At 69.6% G+C, this 15,155-nt stretch carries 16 protein-coding genes; 11 read left to right on the forward strand and 5 right to left on the reverse strand.

Annotation, left to right across the window (positions count from 1 at the left end):
* The first annotated feature begins 339 nt into the window (after positions 1–339).
* From ACIPSA_RS46225 to ACIPSA_RS46235, 3 genes are all read left to right on the forward strand, one after another.
* Positions 340–2,862, forward strand: coding sequence for a DEAD/DEAH box helicase (locus ACIPSA_RS46225; RefSeq protein WP_402646999.1), 2,523 nt, complete (start codon positions 340–342; stop codon positions 2,860–2,862).
* A gap of 146 nt (positions 2,863–3,008) precedes the next feature.
* Positions 3,009–3,311: a hypothetical protein gene (locus ACIPSA_RS46230; protein ID WP_402647002.1), complete on the forward strand. Its 303-nt coding sequence runs from the start codon at positions 3,009–3,011 to the stop codon at positions 3,309–3,311.
* A complete protein-coding gene (locus ACIPSA_RS46235; protein ID WP_402647005.1) occupies positions 3,308–3,679 on the forward strand; it encodes a fic family toxin-antitoxin system, toxin component in 372 nt (123 codons plus the stop codon). The genes ACIPSA_RS46230 and ACIPSA_RS46235 overlap by 4 nt, the downstream gene beginning before the upstream one ends.
* A 22-nt stretch (positions 3,680–3,701) precedes the next feature.
* On the opposite strand, the gene ACIPSA_RS46240 is transcribed toward ACIPSA_RS46235, so the two are convergent.
* Entirely contained in the window at positions 3,702–4,646 is a 945-nt protein-coding gene (locus ACIPSA_RS46240) for a PIN domain-containing protein (RefSeq protein WP_402647008.1), read from the reverse strand.
* 66 nt (positions 4,647–4,712) lie between these two features.
* On the opposite strand from ACIPSA_RS46240, the gene ACIPSA_RS46245 reads away from it, so the two are divergent.
* Together ACIPSA_RS46245 and ACIPSA_RS46250 are read left to right on the forward strand one after the other, a co-directional pair.
* Entirely contained in the window at positions 4,713–5,444 is a 732-nt protein-coding gene (locus ACIPSA_RS46245) for a prepilin peptidase (protein ID WP_402647010.1), read from the forward strand.
* A 154-nt stretch (positions 5,445–5,598) separates the two neighbouring features.
* Positions 5,599–6,171 carry a DUF6262 family protein gene (locus tag ACIPSA_RS46250; RefSeq protein WP_402647013.1) on the forward strand — a complete coding sequence of 191 codons (573 nt, stop codon included), beginning with the start codon at positions 5,599–5,601 and terminating at the stop codon, positions 6,169–6,171.
* Positions 6,172–6,254: 83 nt separating this feature from the next.
* On the opposite strand, the gene ACIPSA_RS46255 is transcribed toward ACIPSA_RS46250, so the two are convergent.
* From ACIPSA_RS46255 to ACIPSA_RS46265, 3 genes are read right to left on the reverse strand one after another with little or no spacing between them, the layout of a single operon-like run.
* Entirely contained in the window at positions 6,255–7,046 is a 792-nt protein-coding gene (locus tag ACIPSA_RS46255; RefSeq protein ID WP_402647015.1) for a MerR family transcriptional regulator, read from the reverse strand.
* A gap of 15 nt (positions 7,047–7,061) precedes the next feature.
* Positions 7,062–7,823, reverse strand: a complete 762-nt coding sequence (locus ACIPSA_RS46260; protein ID WP_402647017.1) for an ABC transporter permease — start codon at positions 7,821–7,823, stop codon at positions 7,062–7,064.
* On the reverse strand, positions 7,820–8,626 hold the full coding sequence (locus ACIPSA_RS46265) for an ABC transporter ATP-binding protein (protein WP_402647020.1): 807 nt from the start codon (positions 8,624–8,626) through the stop codon (positions 7,820–7,822). Before ACIPSA_RS46265 ends, ACIPSA_RS46260 begins: the two co-directional genes overlap by 4 nt.
* 69 nt (positions 8,627–8,695) lie before the next feature.
* Here ACIPSA_RS46265 and ACIPSA_RS46270 point away from each other — a divergent pair, with 69 nt between their 5' ends.
* Entirely contained in the window at positions 8,696–8,878 is a 183-nt protein-coding gene (locus ACIPSA_RS46270; protein WP_402647023.1) for a hypothetical protein, read from the forward strand.
* An 84-nt stretch (positions 8,879–8,962) separates the two neighbouring features.
* Positions 8,963–9,115, forward strand: coding sequence for a hypothetical protein (locus ACIPSA_RS46275; protein ID WP_402647025.1), 153 nt, complete (start codon positions 8,963–8,965; stop codon positions 9,113–9,115).
* Between the two features lie 68 nt (positions 9,116–9,183).
* Here the strand turns inward: ACIPSA_RS46275 and ACIPSA_RS46280 are convergent, their stop codons facing one another.
* The gene (locus ACIPSA_RS46280; protein ID WP_402647027.1) at positions 9,184–10,416 is read right to left on the reverse strand and encodes a helix-turn-helix domain-containing protein; all 1,233 of its coding nucleotides are present in this window, start codon (positions 10,414–10,416) and stop codon (positions 9,184–9,186) included.
* Positions 10,417–10,864: 448 nt separating this feature from the next.
* On the opposite strand from ACIPSA_RS46280, the gene ACIPSA_RS46285 reads away from it, so the two are divergent.
* Genes ACIPSA_RS46285 through ACIPSA_RS46300 form a run of 4 tightly spaced genes read left to right on the forward strand, consistent with a single transcriptional unit; the run spans position 10,865 to position 15,144 of the window.
* Entirely contained in the window at positions 10,865–12,112 is a 1,248-nt protein-coding gene (locus ACIPSA_RS46285) for a TfuA-like protein (protein WP_402647030.1), read from the forward strand.
* Positions 12,099–13,250, forward strand: a complete 1,152-nt coding sequence (locus tag ACIPSA_RS46290; protein WP_402647031.1) for a YcaO-like family protein — start codon at positions 12,099–12,101, stop codon at positions 13,248–13,250. Before ACIPSA_RS46285 ends, ACIPSA_RS46290 begins: the two co-directional genes overlap by 14 nt.
* The gene (locus tag ACIPSA_RS46295) at positions 13,247–14,140 is read left to right on the forward strand and encodes a class I SAM-dependent methyltransferase (RefSeq protein WP_402647034.1); all 894 of its coding nucleotides are present in this window, start codon (positions 13,247–13,249) and stop codon (positions 14,138–14,140) included. The genes ACIPSA_RS46290 and ACIPSA_RS46295 overlap by 4 nt, the downstream gene beginning before the upstream one ends.
* Positions 14,137–15,144: an NAD(P)H-dependent glycerol-3-phosphate dehydrogenase gene (locus tag ACIPSA_RS46300; RefSeq protein ID WP_402647037.1), complete on the forward strand. Its 1,008-nt coding sequence runs from the start codon at positions 14,137–14,139 to the stop codon at positions 15,142–15,144. Before ACIPSA_RS46295 ends, ACIPSA_RS46300 begins: the two co-directional genes overlap by 4 nt.
* The last annotated feature ends 11 nt before the right edge of the window (positions 15,145–15,155 follow it).

Raw genomic sequence — 15,155 nt, forward strand, 5'->3', positions numbered from 1 at the left:
ATGCGCAGCGTCCAACGCTGGACCGTAGATCGGCCGCACGCCAGCCATGTTGGGAACATCTCCAGGACGGGGTTCTGCGACTTGCTGGTTCGCCAATGCCGAGGGGCGCTCACTCAAGAGGACCGCTCCGAGCGCGGCACCGCGAGTCCCTTACAAAGAGCGGCTTCGTGCGGTCCGAGGCCGCAAACCGGATCGTCTCCCCTTTCTGCGTACCTGGAAACCCTGATCCCGGACCGGGTGATGATTGCCTCGACCCCGTCGGCTCCGTGAGTCGGTGGAGAATGGCGGCATCTGGGTGCGCTGTGAGCCGCCCGCGTGCATTGGGGGAGGAGTGCCGGGATGGCGCTGGATTGGGACCGGATCGGTGCGGGGGACAGTGAAGCGATCCTGCGTCCCCGGGACATCTACGCGGGGCTGGCCAACCGCCCGTGGCCCTATCTGCGCCATGAGCAGGGCGAGGTTCTCGATGAGTGGTTCGATCGCCGACGGGACGAGCGGGATGTCGTGATCAAGCAGAACACCGGCGGCGGCAAGACCGCCGTCGGCCTGCTGATCGCGCAGAGCACCCTGAACGAGGGCATCGGCAAGGCCGTGTATCTGGCCCCGGACAAGTACCTGGTCCGGCAGGTCCGCGAGGAGGCCGCGAAGCTCAGCGTGGCCACCACGGACGATCCGCAGGACCCGGCGTTCCTCGCCGCTCAAGCCGTGCTCGTCACGAACTATTACAAGCTGATCAACGGCAAATCGGTGTTCGGCGTCGTCGGCGACGGACGCGAGCCGATCGATCTGGGAATCGTCGTCGTCGACGACGCGCACGCCGCGCTGGCGACGACGGAGGACCAGTTCCGGCTCCGGGTGCCGGCGGGCCACGAGGCGTACCAGAAACTGCTGGACCTGTTCGCCGACGACCTGCAGCACCAGTCGGCGAACGCGTGGGCGGAGCTCCAGGACAAGGACCCCACCGCCCTGGCGCCGATTCCGTTCTGGGCATGGGCGGACAAGAAGAACCGCCTCATGGAGATCCTCCACCCCCACAGGTTCGACGACGCCTTCAAGTTCGCCTGGCCACTGATCGCCGAAGTGCTGCACCTGTGCACCGCGACGGCCACGACAAAGGCCGTGGAGATCCGGCCCTCCTGCCCGCCGATCGACCGCATCCCCTCGTTCGTACGCGCACGCCGCCGCGTCTACCTCACCGCGACGCTCGCCGACGACAGCGCCCTCGTGACCGACCTCGACGCCGATCCCGCCCTCGTAGCCCGGCCCGTCACTCCGGGCAGCGCGGCCGACTTGGGAGACCGGATGATCCTGGCGCCCGTCGCGCTCAACCCGGAACTCGACCCCGAGGCCGTTCGGCAGTTGGCCCGCCAGTTCGCCGACGGAGACCGGGACGGCGACGGCGTAGCCGAGGACAAGCCGGTCAACGTCGTGGTCCTGGTGCCCAGCGAGAAGGCCGCAGCGGCCTGGGAGAACCACGCCGACCGCACCTACCGGGTCGGCGACCTCGCCGTCGGCGTCAAGCAGCTGCAGGCCGGCCATGTCGGCCTGGTGGTCCTGGTCAACAAGTACGACGGCGTCGACCTGCCCGCTGACGCCTGCCGCCTGCTAATCCTGGACGGGATCCCTCGTCCCCTGGACGGCGTGGAACGGCGCGAGGCGGTCGCACTGGCCGACAGCACGGTCCGCCTGGCCCGGGAGGTGCAGCGGATCGAGCAGGGCATGGGCCGCGGCGTACGCGACAGCGAGGACTACTGCGCCGTGCTGCTGCTCGGAGCCGGCCTCGGCGTCGCCATCCATGAACCGCGCCACCTGAGCCTGTTCTCACCCGCCACCCAGGCCCAGCTCAAACTCAGCAGCGACATTGCACGGCAGATCAAGGGCGAGGGCCTGAACTCGGTGCGCCAGGCGCTGCGGGCCTCCCTCGGGCGGGTGCCTCAGTGGACCGAGCGCAGCCGCCGGGCGCTGGCCGAGGTGCGATACGCCCCGCACGGGACCGTACGACCGGAGGCCATCGCCCTGCGCGAAGCGTTCGACCTGGCGGCAACCGGACGGACCACCGCGGCGGCCGACCGCATCCAGCTGACCGTGAACGACCTCGACGACCAGGCGCTGCGGGGCTGGCTGCGGGAGCAAAAGGCCGCCTACCTGCACATGACGGATCCCGTCGCCGCCCAGCAGGTGCTGGCCGGCGCGCTGGACGAGAACCAGTTCGTCCTGAAGCCCGCGGGAGGCGTGGAGCCGACCCAGATCAAGGCCGCCGCCGTGCAGGCCCGCGAGGCCGCGCAGTTCCTGTCCGCCGAGTACGGCGACGGCGTCAACCTGGTCCTCGGGGTGAAGGCACTGCTGGAAGAAGTGGTGTGGGGCGATGAGGAACGCACCGACGATGCCGAGCGGGCCTGGGAGCGCCTGGGCCTCCACCTCGGGTTCGTGAGCACCCGGCCGGAGAAGCTGTACGGCACGGGTCCGGACAACCTCTGGGCACTCTCGGCCGCGCGGCAGGCCGTGATCGAGCTGAAGACCGGGTGCGTCACCGGCACGATCGCCAAGAAGGACGCGGACCAGCTCGGCGGCAGCATCCGCTGGCTCAACAAGAACAACCCCGAGGTCAAGGCCCTGCCCATCATGATGCACCCCAGCCGTGTGTGCGACGCCAAGGCCACCCCGCAGCCGGGGATGCGCGTGGTGACGCCGGCCAAGTACGAGCTGCTGAAGCAGGCGGTCGTCCAGTACGCCGTCGCGCTCGCCGGTGACCTGGGCCGATGGGGCGACGAGCAGGCCGTCGCCGCGCAGCTCGCTCACCACAAGCTCACGGGCGACCGCTTCTTCGACACCTACTCTGAGGCCGCCCGCACCAGCGCGTGACCATCACCCACCCCGTCTGAGTCGACGATCACCTGGTACGTTCGCCGGAGACTTGAAGGGGCACCCGCCGTCCCACCGGCCGCTGCCCCTCTCTTCTTGCCCGAACGCCTTCGGCGGAAGCCGGATCCGCTGGTACCGTCGCTCGTATGGACCAGAACGGATCCCAGGTGCCGCCCTTCGAGCCGGAAGAGTACGCGCGCGTCGCGGCAGCCGCCGACATCGTCGGCAAGTCCCCCCAGGACTTCGTCCGCGAAGCGGCGCTGAAGGCTGCCGACGACCCGTTCCTCAAGGCCCTCGGCCGGACCCGCGACCGCGTCCCGCAGCTCGCCGAGGTCTTCGCAACCCAGGACACCCGCGCCGCCAACACCAGCACGGCCGCGTGGCCCGACCCCGCGCCCATGGGCAGCCGCGACCTGCACGACTTCCCGCGGCACGGCCACGCTGCGTGACCCGCTTCCTCACCCCGCAAGAGCTCCTACAGATCGCTCAGACCCTCCCGGGCGACCCGGCCTGCCTCGACCTGGGCGTGCTGGACGCCGTCTGCGCCCGCGCCCAGTCCCACTACATGGACCGCGACGTGTACGCGAGCGACTGGCTCAAGGCCGCCGCCATGCTGGAGACCATCGCGCTGCACGAGCCGCTGGAAGCGAAGAACGAGTTCTTCGCCTGGCTGGTCGCCGAGACGTTCCTCAACACCAATGGCGTCACGCTCAACTACGAGCCTGAGGAAGCCCTCGCGCTCGTCATGCGCGCCAAGCACAAGGGCGCCCGCGTCCAGGAGGTCGCCGCGCAGTTGCGCGCTTGGGCCACCAGCTGAGGCCACGGCCCAGCTCCCGGGGCTACCCGTCTCCGTCGGTCGGCACCTCGAACGTGATGGTCTGCTCGTTGGCGGCCTTCTCCGCCGCACTCAGCCGCTCGATCTTGTACTTCTCGTCCAGGACCTTGGCCTTCAGCCCCCAGGACAGTGCGCGAGCCCGCATCCCGTTGTCCCCGGTGATGACCGTGACCGGCGCAGGGGCGATGGCCTGCTGCAGATGGCAGGCGCGGGCGACGATCTCATCGTCGTTATTCGGCAGCCGCACGTGCCCGGGCTCGTCCCGCAGGACGTCGACGACGGTCTCCCCGTTGTTGACGACCGCACGGCCGTCGGCCTCGATCTGGGCGAGTATCTGTTCCAGGAGGGCGAAGACTGCACGGGCCCGCTTCCGGACGCCGGTGTCGTGGGCGTCGTACGACTTCTTGTCGATCTCGTCGATCACGACGTGCGGGATCATCACAGATGTGCCCGGGCCGAAGAGCCGCTGCCAGGGAATCTTGTCGAAGCGCATGTAGTGCAGCAGGTCGTTGGTGTCCAGGACCACCGTTCGTACCTGGTGACTGGTGAACCGGTCCTTCATGCGGCGCAGTTCGTTGGCCAGTTCCATGAAGTAGGTGCGCAGGTCCTGCAGTTCGGTGTTGATTAGGAATGTCCACCGGTCGGGAGTGAACTGGCCGTGCAGGATGGCGTTGTAGCGCTCGCCCCGCAGTCGCGCCGGCACAGCCGGGTCGGCGAACGCCTCAAGGAGCTCGGCCGCGGCCTGCGTCGTCCATTGGTCGTACTGGCGTACCACTGGAATGACGGCCTTCTCCCAGCCGTTCGCCTCGTCACTGGACCAGCTCCCCACGACGGTCACGGGCCGGGGGATGTGGGGGATGGCGTTCTGGACGTCGTTGAGCCCTTGCCAGGTCAGGGTTTCCAGCAGCTTGATCGCCTGATCGCAGGTGGTGCCGGGCTTCAACAGCACGCAGGTGCTTTTTACGATATGGGCCGTCCGCAACGTCCGAACGGAGCTGAGTTTAGGCTCCGTTCGGTGGAGACGTTCTGGATCATCACGGCGGCCGTCCTGTGGGGCGCCAGCACGGGCCTACTCATACCGCGCGCCGCGTACCGGCTCTCCGTGACACCGGAGGAGCCCTGGCGAACGGCCTGCCCGGCAGAACATCCCCTCGCCGGGATCGGAGATGGGTGGCTGGGGCGGGCACGGTGCGCCGACGGGGATACGTTCGGCCCGCGTACGCCCACCATCGCTCTGGTGATGACCGTGGTCTGCGCCGTGCTGGCGGCCGCCACCGGCGACCGTCCCGAGCTGCTGGTGTGGCTGCTGCTCGCACCGATCGCCGTGCTGCTCGCCGCCGTCGACTTCGCGGTGCACCGGTTGCCTGACGCGCTCACCCTGCCGCTCGCCGCGGCCGCGCTCGTGCTGCTCGGTGTTGCCGCGGTGCTGCCCGACGCCAGCGGCAGCTGGACGTCCGCGCTGCTCGGCTCCCTCATCCTGGGAGCCTGCTACTTCGTCCTCTTCCTCCTCAGCAAGGGCTTCGGGTTCGGCGATGTGAAACTCGCCCTCGTCCTCGGGGCTGTCCTGGGCTGGTACGGCTGGGCGATCGTCCTGATCGGGACATTCGCCGGGTACCTGCTCGGTGCGCTGTACGGCATCGGCCTGATGCTCGCGGGCCGGGCCGACCGTACGAGCAGGATCCCGTTCGGCCCGTTCCTGCTCGCCGGGACGCTGGCCGGCGTGCTCCTGGGCTCCCACGCCTCCTGAATCCGGGCTCTCCCGGAGCCAAGGGGACGCTGGATCGGGTGCTGTGCGCTGATGGCGCACGGTGCGGGCTTCGTCCTGACTACTCACTCGACCTCCGCCGGCCGCAGTTCCGGGCGCGTGAGCTCGCGGAACTCGACACGGAGGGCGAGGCTGCATGAAACCTCACGCCACTACGGCGGCGATCGACGCACGCCGCCGTCAGACAGCGCAGAAGCTCGAGCAGGTCGAGAAGGCCATCGGTCAGATTCGCCGCGAACGCGGTCGGCTGACCGTCCGAGCCGTCGCACAACGGGCCGGCGTGTCCGTCACATTCCTCTACGAGAACTCCAAGGCCCGCGCGCTCGTCAGCAATGCGGTCGACGGCAGCCGCACACGCCAAGTCCGAGCAGCCCAGGCCGAGCACGAGCAGATCGAAGCGTCCTGGCGTGAACGCGCGCTGAACGCGGAGGCCGAACTCGGCCGCACGCAGAAGGAAGTCTTCGCGCAACGGCAGCAGATCGGCGAGCTGATGGGAAAGCTCCGCGACCTCGACCAGATGGTTCCCGGGGAGTCGGTTCAGGCTCTGACCTCCGAGAACATCACGCTCAAACGCCGCGTCCAGCAACTCACCCGGGAACACCGCACGCTGCAAGAACGCCTTGAAGGCGCCAGGTCGAACCTGCGCTTCTCCGACAAGCGCATCGCTGACCTCGAAGCTCAAATCCTTGAACTCCAAGAGACTTCCTGAGAAGAAGATCTGCACGGCTGACTGCCGCCCCGGCCAGCATAAGCACCCCAGAACAGACGTCACACCAGACCCCAGACCTGCTTTCAAGATGGCGGCAGCTCAGTGTTGAGCCTGTCGGCAGGCACTCGCTCGATGCGGGTCCAACCCCTCCAGCCCCGCTCCTTCAGAATCGCCAACACCAGTTCGGCGCCCGGTGCGGACTCGAGCATGGTTGAGTCCATCAGGGCGACGAACTGATCGTCGAAGCCGTCGTCACCCACCTCGCCGGCCTCCACGGCGCGAATCATCAGGCGCTCCAGGATGTCGGCGATCTCGACGATCCGTGGATCGCCGGCCAGCCAGTCGGGCTCCCCGGTGAAGAAGCTGTAGAGCCTCACCATGTCGGGGTCGTCCAGCTCCTCGTGCTTCTTGGCAATCACGGAGTCGATCAGGTCCGGCACCTGCGCGGCGATCATGATCCAGGCATCCCGCTCCAGCTCGATGTACCGCTCCCCGACGCCGAGACCGCGCAACCGGTCGACGTAGTCCACGACGCTCTGCGGGAGCGCCAGGTGCTCTCCGGCGGCGAGCCGGGCGAGCCGGCTGCGGGTGCCCTGCAGCCGCCGGATCTCGGCGCGCAGATCCTTGTCGATCTCCTGGACGCCGCCGGCGAACTCCTCCGGGCCGGCGTCGAGGAGTTCCTGCACCCTGGCCAGCGGCACGCCGGCATCGGCCAGGGTGCGGATCCGGATCAGTCGCACGACCGTGGCGGCGTCGTAAGTCCGGTACCCGGACCGGTCACGTTCGGGCTCCGGCAGCAGGCCGATCTTGTGGTAGTGGCGTACCGCCCGTACCGTCACCCCGGCGTATGCCGCGAGCTGGCTGATGGTGAGCATGGGTCTCAGCCTGCCTCAGGCGATCTTCCGGCGATAGGCGGTCATCGCGAAGACGTACGCCACGACGAGGATGCCCACGCACCAGGCGAGGGCGGTCCAGATGTCGTCGCCGACCGGCTGCCCTGTGAACAGAGCACGGATCGTGTTGACGATCGACGTCACCGGCTGGTGCTCGGCGAACCAGCGCACCGGGCCGGGCATCGTCTTTGTGGGCACGAACGCCGAGCTGACGAACGGCAGGAAGATGAGCGGGTAGGCGAACGCGCCCGCTCCCTCGACCGACGACGCGGAGAGGCCGGGGATCACGGCGAGCCAGGTCAACGCCAGGGTGAACAAGAGCAGGATGCCGGCGACCGCGAGCCACGCCGGCACTCCTGCCCCTGAGCGGAAGCCCATGAGCACAGCGACGCCCACGACGAGTACGAGCGCGATCAGGTTGGCGACCAGGGAGGTGACGACGTGGGCCCACAGCACACCCGACCGCGCGATCGGCATGGACTGGAATCGCTCGAAGATTCCGCTTTTCACATCGGTGAACAGCCGGTACGCGGTGTAGGAGATGCCCGATGCGATGGTCATGAGCAGGATGCCGGGCAGCATGTAGTTCACGTACGAAACTGACCCGGTATCAATGGCGCCACCGAACACGTAGACGAACATCAGCATCATGGCGACCGGCGTGATGGCGGTCGTGATGATGGTGTCCATGCTGCGTGTGACATGGCGCAGGGTCCGCCCCGTGAGCGCGGCCGTGTCGCTGAAGAAGTACGCGGTCATCGTTGTCCCCCAGTTGTCGTGCCCGTGGCGTTGCTCTTGTCGCCGCCGATGACCGCGAGGAAGATCTCCTCCAGAGTCGGCTGCTTCTCGACGTATTCGACCTTGGCGGGCGGGAAGAGCTGCTTGAGCTCGGTGAGGGTGCCGTTCACGATGATCCGACCCTGGTGGAGGATCGCGATCCGGTCGGCCAGCTGCTCGGCCTCGTCCAGGTACTGCGTGGTGAGCAGCACCGTCGTTCCGTGGCCGGCGAGCTCCTTGACCGCATCCCACACCTCGATGCGCGCCTCGGGGTCGAGTCCGGCCGTCGGCTCGTCCAGGAAGATCACCGGCGAATTCCCGATGAGGCTCATCGCGATGTCCAGTCGGCGGCGCATCCCACCCGAATACGTGGACACTCGCCGCGCGCCCGCCTCGTTCAGCGAGAAGCGCCTCAGTAGGTCATCCGCGATCGCGCCCGGGTCCTTGAGGTGGCGCAGCCTGGCGACGAGGGCGAGGTTCTCCCGGCCGCTGAGGATCTCGTCGACGGCCGCGAACTGCCCGGTGAGACTGATGGACTCCCGTACGTTCGCGGGTTGCGTGGCGACGTCGAAGCCGTTGACGCTCGCCGTCCCCGCGTCGGCCTTCAGGAGCGTGGCGAGGATCCGTACGGTTGTGGTCTTGCCGGCCCCGTTGGAGCCGAGCAGGGCGAAGATGCTGCCCGGCGCCACGTCGAAGTCGACGCCGCGCAGCACTTCGAGCTTCCCGTACGACTTCTCCAGACCCTGCACGCGCATCGCCGGACCGGCGATCGTTTGGGCCGTCATGGTCATCTGCCTCCTTTGCGGAGCTGTTCCACGCGTCTGCGAGGACGCCCCTGGCGGAAGGATGGAGGGTTGACCCAGCGTCAAGGTCAAGCCCGCTCCGACCACGGCATCCAGGTCTTGCCGGAGACGAACGCCTTGCGGGCCCGGGCGGCCTGCACGTGGGCGGCGGACTTGCACCTCGGTGCCGTCGAGCCGCAGCTTCACGCCTTCGGCGTCGGCGTGGGCGCGAACAGGTCCTCCAGCGTGCGCTGAGTACGTCCCGGACGCTTACGCAACGCGTTACTCCAGGTCAGCATCAATGCCGCCAGTCTCCCGTTCGGAAAACAGGACCACGACGTGCTGATGGTGTTCGACCACTCCCTCGACGGCATTGAGGACCCCGACAACGACATCCATCAGTCCACGGGCATGGTCAACCTTGCCCCGAACGAGTGGTTCGCCCCGTTCGACCAGGGCCGCGACCCCGAGCGTGTCTTCCGCCACCCGTGACTCGGCCCGCCGTCGTTGCGCCCGGAGCACGTCAGGCTGTCAGAAAACTGGAGGCTCCCGGAGTGCGCTCAGGAGTCGGTGCTGATCAACGCCTGTGCGATCAGCGCGGCCCGCAGGTTTCTCGCCGAGCCGGTTTTGGTCGCCACGGCGACGGCTCGGGTGGCGAGGCCCGCGGCGGCGTCCAATTCACCAGTGACGCGGTAGATGCCGGCGCTCGCGGATAGCACCTCGGCCGAGCCCCGCACGATTGCCGCTGGCCAGTCGGCGCGAGCCTCGTCGAGCGCGGCCCTGCCCGCGGGGATCAGCTTCGGAGCCGTGGAAGCGAGTCGGAGCATGGTGTGGCCGGTCCACTTGTTCAGTTCGGCTGTGCTCAGATAGCCGATGTATGGGGGCTTCTCGCCATCATCGGCCCGTTCGAGCAAGGTCCAGGCCGTACCGAGGTCGCCTCGCGCGGCGGGCCCGGCTCCGAGGCACCCATGGTGGTGTGAGCGGACGGCGTGCAGCCAGGACCGTACAGCGGGGTGAGCGCGGGTGCCGGCCAGGTGAAGGGCGCGGTCGGCAAGGGACAGCGCTCGGTCGTAGTGGCCGAGGTCGGCCAGGATGCGGCTCATCTGGCCAAGGAGGTTGGTGCAGGACGAGACGTCGCCGGCCTCCTGGGCGTGGGCAGCGGCATCACGGTAGTGAGTGGCTGCGAGTTCGGCCTGTCCGAGGTCGTAGGTGAGGAAGCCGACGAACCCTCCTGTGTCGGATGCGAGGGCGGCGAGTCGCTGCCGCTCAGCGCCGGTGGCGGAGGCGTGCCAGGCAAGGATCTGCTGATGGTGATCGACGGCCTGGCGGTAGACGGCTTGTGCGCCGCGAAGGTTGTCCAGCCGGCCGTGGACGGCGCGTAAGTCCTGGTGAGCATGCAGCAGATCGCGGCTGTCCCCGTCAAGGTCCGTGGTTATACCAAGGCCCGTGGCCAAGGCCGCTGTTGCGGCACTGGTCCCCTTGAGGAAGTTTCTGCGCAGCACTATGTCCCATTCCCGCAGGAGACCGTCCACGGCGCTGTCCGGGGCCGTAGGGGCTGCCCGCTCACTCGCGCGCTGTCGTTCCGCGTCGGCTAACGCCACCAGTGTGCCGTCCGCCCCAACCGCTTTGTCCAGGGCGCCCGCGATCCGGGGCGTCGGCGTGCGTCGCCTGTGTTCGAGGTCGCTGATGATGCTCTTGCTGCAATTGGCCCGCCTCGCGAGCGCGCGCAGCGTCAGCTGCCCGCGGAGCCGGCGCAGTTCCGCGGCGAAGGTCACCTCGTCGGCTGGGGTCATGACTGCCTCCACCGCGTTGGGGGTTGGGGTTTCTGGTTGTCCGCAGAGCCGATGCGGACACGCCATACGACGGCGACCAGCACACACTCTCCTGCCGGATGGCGGCAGACGCTCCGAACAGCTGCGGACAAGTGCGGACAGTAGCCCCCTGCCCAGGCGCCGTGAGCCGTGGCCAGACTGTCGGACGTCCACGGCCGTGTCGTTCCGGCCCGGCCTTTGAACTCCGTTCTACAGGAGGAGCCATGTCCAAGTCCGCTGCCGCCGCCGCTGCCGCCACCGCCGAGGAGAACCCCGTGACCACCGAGCCGGTGGTCGTCGCCGAGGACGTCGAGCAGGACGACCCGTACGTCCCCTGACCTGCAGCTGTGCCCAGGGTGTCCTTCCCGTGTCCGCCGGATTCGGGGAGGACACCTCTCCCATTTGACTGTCTGGAGGAGCCTTGCATCACGTGTACGTCGGACCGACGCTGCCGCGCTACGAGCCGGTGCTGTTGGAGCCGGGAGTACAGGTCCATCCGCCGATCCGGCACGGCGACCTGTTCGATGCCGCTGTCCGAGACGGCGACACCGTCGTGATCATCGACGGGGTGTACCACCAGGCCCCGGCACTGAGGCACAAAGAGATCCTCAACGCGATGGGCCGGGGCGTGCCGGTGATCGGGGCGGCCAGCATCGGCGCCCTGCGGGCCGCCGAACTGGACGCCTTCGGGATGCTCGGCGTCGGCGCCGTCTACACCTCCTACGTCCGGGGAGTGATCACCGGCGATGACGAGGTGGCGGTCGGCCAGGCCCCGGGCGGCCGGGAGTCGCTGACCTGGCCCCTGGTGAACCTGCGGCACGTCCTGGGGCTGGCCCGGGCGGCCGGGATCGTGGACGAGGCGCGGGCCGAGTGGCTGCTGGCCGCGCTGCGCGGCGTCTACTACCCGCAGCGCACCACGGCGGCGGTGCGGGCCGTCTGCCAGCGCCAGGGGGAGACGGAGTTCGCCGGCTGGCTGGCCGAACAGCGCGGCCGCGACCTGTACTTCGGCGATGTCAAACGCCTGGACGCCCTCGCCGCCGTACGCGCCGCCCTTGCCGGCCGGGGCCCGACCGGAGCCCCGCCGTCACCGGTGACGTGGGATTCGTCGTACTTCCGGGGCTGGTCCAACCACTTCGCCCGCAGCGTCGTGGCCGGGGTGGAGCTGTGGACCCAGGACCGTGTCGTCTACCAGCAGGTGTTTGACGGAGACTTCCGGGAGCGGTGGGCTGACTTCCTCGCCCACCGTTCCCGGCATCCAGCGTGCGGAGGTGAGGGCCTGCCGCTGCTCGAGCGGCTCCAGCGGGCCGGCGGGATGCTGCCCGCGCACCGGGTGTTCCATCCGGCGCTCGACCTGCGCGACGAAGCGACCCTCGCCATGCTGTTGGGCGGGGAGACGCGCGACGACCGCGCCGCGGTCGCCCGGTACGCCGAGGCGCGCGCCGCGTACCGCCAGGAGAGGCCCGGGGCTGCGGCAGTGTCCGGCGACGTCGCCCGCCGGGTCCTGCTCCAGATATGGCGCTGCCGGCCGACGGCGCTCGACGCGGAGGCGTCCGGCCGCGGTCTGATCAGCGGGGCGTACGCCATCGAGGTGGTCAAGCGGCTTGTGCCCGGTTTCCTCGCCGAAGCGAGAGAAGCGGTCGCGACGAAGGACAGGGAGGTGGCCGATGGTGGGCGGTGACGGCCTGGTGGAACTGCCGGGGACGGTGCGCGCCCGGAATCCGGAGCAGATCTGGGAGCTGCTGACGGGGTGGCTGGAGGAGTACGGGATCACCCGGGTCGCCGAGTTGACCGGCCTCGATGTGATCGGGTTGCCGGTGTGGACGGCGATCAGGCCCGCCTCCCGCACCCTGAGTACGTCCCAGGGCAAGGGCGCCACCGACCTGCTCGCGAAGATCTCGGCGGTCATGGAGGCTATCGAGCTGTGGCACGTGGAACAGCCGCTGCCCGTCGCTGCGCACAGCCCCGCCCGGGATGTCGAGCCGCACTGCCCGCTGAGTGTGCTGCCGATGACCGTCTCGTACACCGCGAGTGTGCTGGACCGGGTGGTGTGGGAGTGGACGGCGGGAAGCGGCCTGGTGAGCGGGGACCATGTGCTGGTGCCCGTCGACGTGGTGCGCCGGCGGGTGCAGCGGCCGGAGTGGAGCCCGGATCTGCTGCGGGCCACCAGCACTGGCCTGGCCTGCGGTACCACCCGTGACGAGGCGCTGCTGCACGCCCTGTGCGAGATCGTCGAGCGGGACGTCCTCTACCGCGACGGCCAGTCGGGCGGTCGGCGGCGCACCCTGATCGCCCCCGGCACGGTCGACGACCCCTACGCCCGGGGAATCATCGACCGTCTGACGGCGGCGCAGATGGCCCTGGAGATCGCGTTGGTGGACGGCCCGTACGGGCTGCCGGTCGCCCTGGCCTACCTGTGGTCGGAGGACCTCCCCGCCGTGTGCGCCGGCGGCGGCTGCCATCCCAGCCCCGTCATCGCGCTGACCAGGGCGATGACCGAGGCCGCGCAGTCCCGGCTCACCGTGATCTCCGGAACCCGGGACGACCTGCCGGGCGAGCCCGCCTGCGCCGACCACGTCCCCGCCTTCCGGCCCGCCCAGCGCACCGGCCTCGCCGACTGGTCACAGGCCGCGGCCGGCCTCGCCCCCGCCCGTGGCGGCTTCGCCGACCAGGTCGCCGAGATCGCACGGCGCGTCCAGCGCGTCACCCGCCACGAGCCCGTTGCCCTGGACCTGTCCGACCCGGAGGGTCCCGTACACGCCGTGCAAGTCGTCGCTCCCGGCACCCGCTCACGGATCACAAGGTCGATGCCCCGATGACACACCAACCCCCTCTCGCGTCCGCGGCTTCCGCTCCGAGGCCCGGCCCGCAGACAGCGGCGGCCGCGTTCGACACCTGGCACACGGCCCGTCGGACCGGTGCGCCGCTCATCGCCCGCCTGTACGTCGAAGCCATGGGCGAGCGCTACCCGTACGAGGTCGCAGCCAACAGCTCGTGCGACTGGCCGTTGCTGGGACTGCTGGTCACCCGCCTGCAGATGACACCCGGCCAGCTCCTGGTCGACGCCGGCTGCGGCACCGGCGGGGTGGGCCTGTGGCTGGCCCGCGCCCTGTCCGCCCGCCTGGTCGGCATCGACGTGTCGGCGGCCGCCCTCCAGCAGGCCACCGCCCGCGCCGCCGGCTTCGTCCCCACCGACCACGCCGACTTCCGCGTCGCTCAGCTGGAGGCCACCGGCCTGCCCGACGGCTGCGCCCACGCCATCGTGTGTATCGACGCCCTCTCGTTCGCCACCGACCGGACCGCCGCCCTGCGCGAACTCGGCCGCGTCCTGGCGCCCGGCGGACGCTTGGCCCTCACCCGGGCCGCACGACGCGATGCCGACCCGGACTTCGAGGACCACGCCCGGGCCGCCGGGCTCGTCCTGGAACACATCGACGAACGCCCGCACGAACCCGTGACCTGGGAACGGTTGTTCCGGCTGTGGATCCGTCACGCGGACGCCCTCACGCACGAGCTCGGCGAGGCCGAGGCACAGAACATGCTGGCCAGCGCGACCCGCAGACTCCCCTCGCTGCCCGGCCGGCGCGCGGTCCTGCTGACGCTGCGGCGTCCCATGGCAACCCCGGTGGTAGCCGCTGCGGCCGCTACGATGACCGCACTCGGCCACCCCGACGGCGGCCGTGGACCGGACGAGAGGACCGAGCAGTGAGCCAGCGCCCCGCCCGAGCGGCAGTGTGCTCCGCCGGGTCCTGGGGCACCGCCGCGGCGACGATCCTCGCCGACGCCGGCACCAGTGTCGTCCTGCACGCCCGCCGCAGCGAGGTCGCGGACGCGATCAACACCGGCCACCGCAACCCGGATTACTTCCCGCACCTGGAGCTGCCCGCCTCCCTGACCGCCACCACCGATCCGGGGGCCGCGCTGGACGGTGCGGACTACCTCGTGCTGTCCGTCCCTGCGCAGGCCTTGCGCCAGTGCCTCACGGAATGGACGCAGCACATCGCGCCCCAGACGGTGATCGTCTCACTCATGAAGGGCATTGAGACACACACCCACCTGCGGGCCAGCGAGATCATCCGCGAGGTGACCGGCGTGCCCGCCGAGCGGGTCGCGGTGCTCTCCGGGCCGAATCTCGCGGCCGAGATCATGGCCAGGCAGCCTGCAGCCGCCACCATCGCCTGCCCCGACGAGGACATCGCCGAGCGTTTCCAGGCCGCGTGCCTCACCCCATACTTCCGGCCCTACACCTCCACCGACGTGATCGGCTGCGAGATGGGCGGCGCGCTGAAGAACGTCATCGCGCTCGCCGTCGGTATCGCCTCGGGCATGGGTTTGGGCCACAACGGCACTGCGCTGATCATGACCCGGGGGCTGGCGGAGAGCATCCGGCTGGCCACTGAGATGGGCGCACGGCCGGTCACCCTCTCTGGTCTGTCCGGCATGGGCGACCTGGTGGCCACCTGCTCTTCCCCACTATCCCGCAACCGCACATTCGGTACCCACCTCGGTCGCGGGCTGAGTGTCGACGAGGCCGCCGCCGCAACCCGGCAGACCACCGAGGGCGTCAAGTCCGCGGAGGCGATCCTCGACCTCGCCCATGCCTACGGCGTCGAGACGCCGATCACGACCGTGGTCACCGCCGTGCTGCACGGCAAGGTCACCCTCAACGAGGCCGCCGCCCAGCTGATGCAGCGGCCCCCCAAGCCCGAATAGCGGCCCCACCG

Source organism: Streptomyces sp. NPDC086549, from assembly GCF_044746205.1.
Taxonomy (GTDB): domain Bacteria; phylum Actinomycetota; class Actinomycetes; order Streptomycetales; family Streptomycetaceae; genus Streptomyces.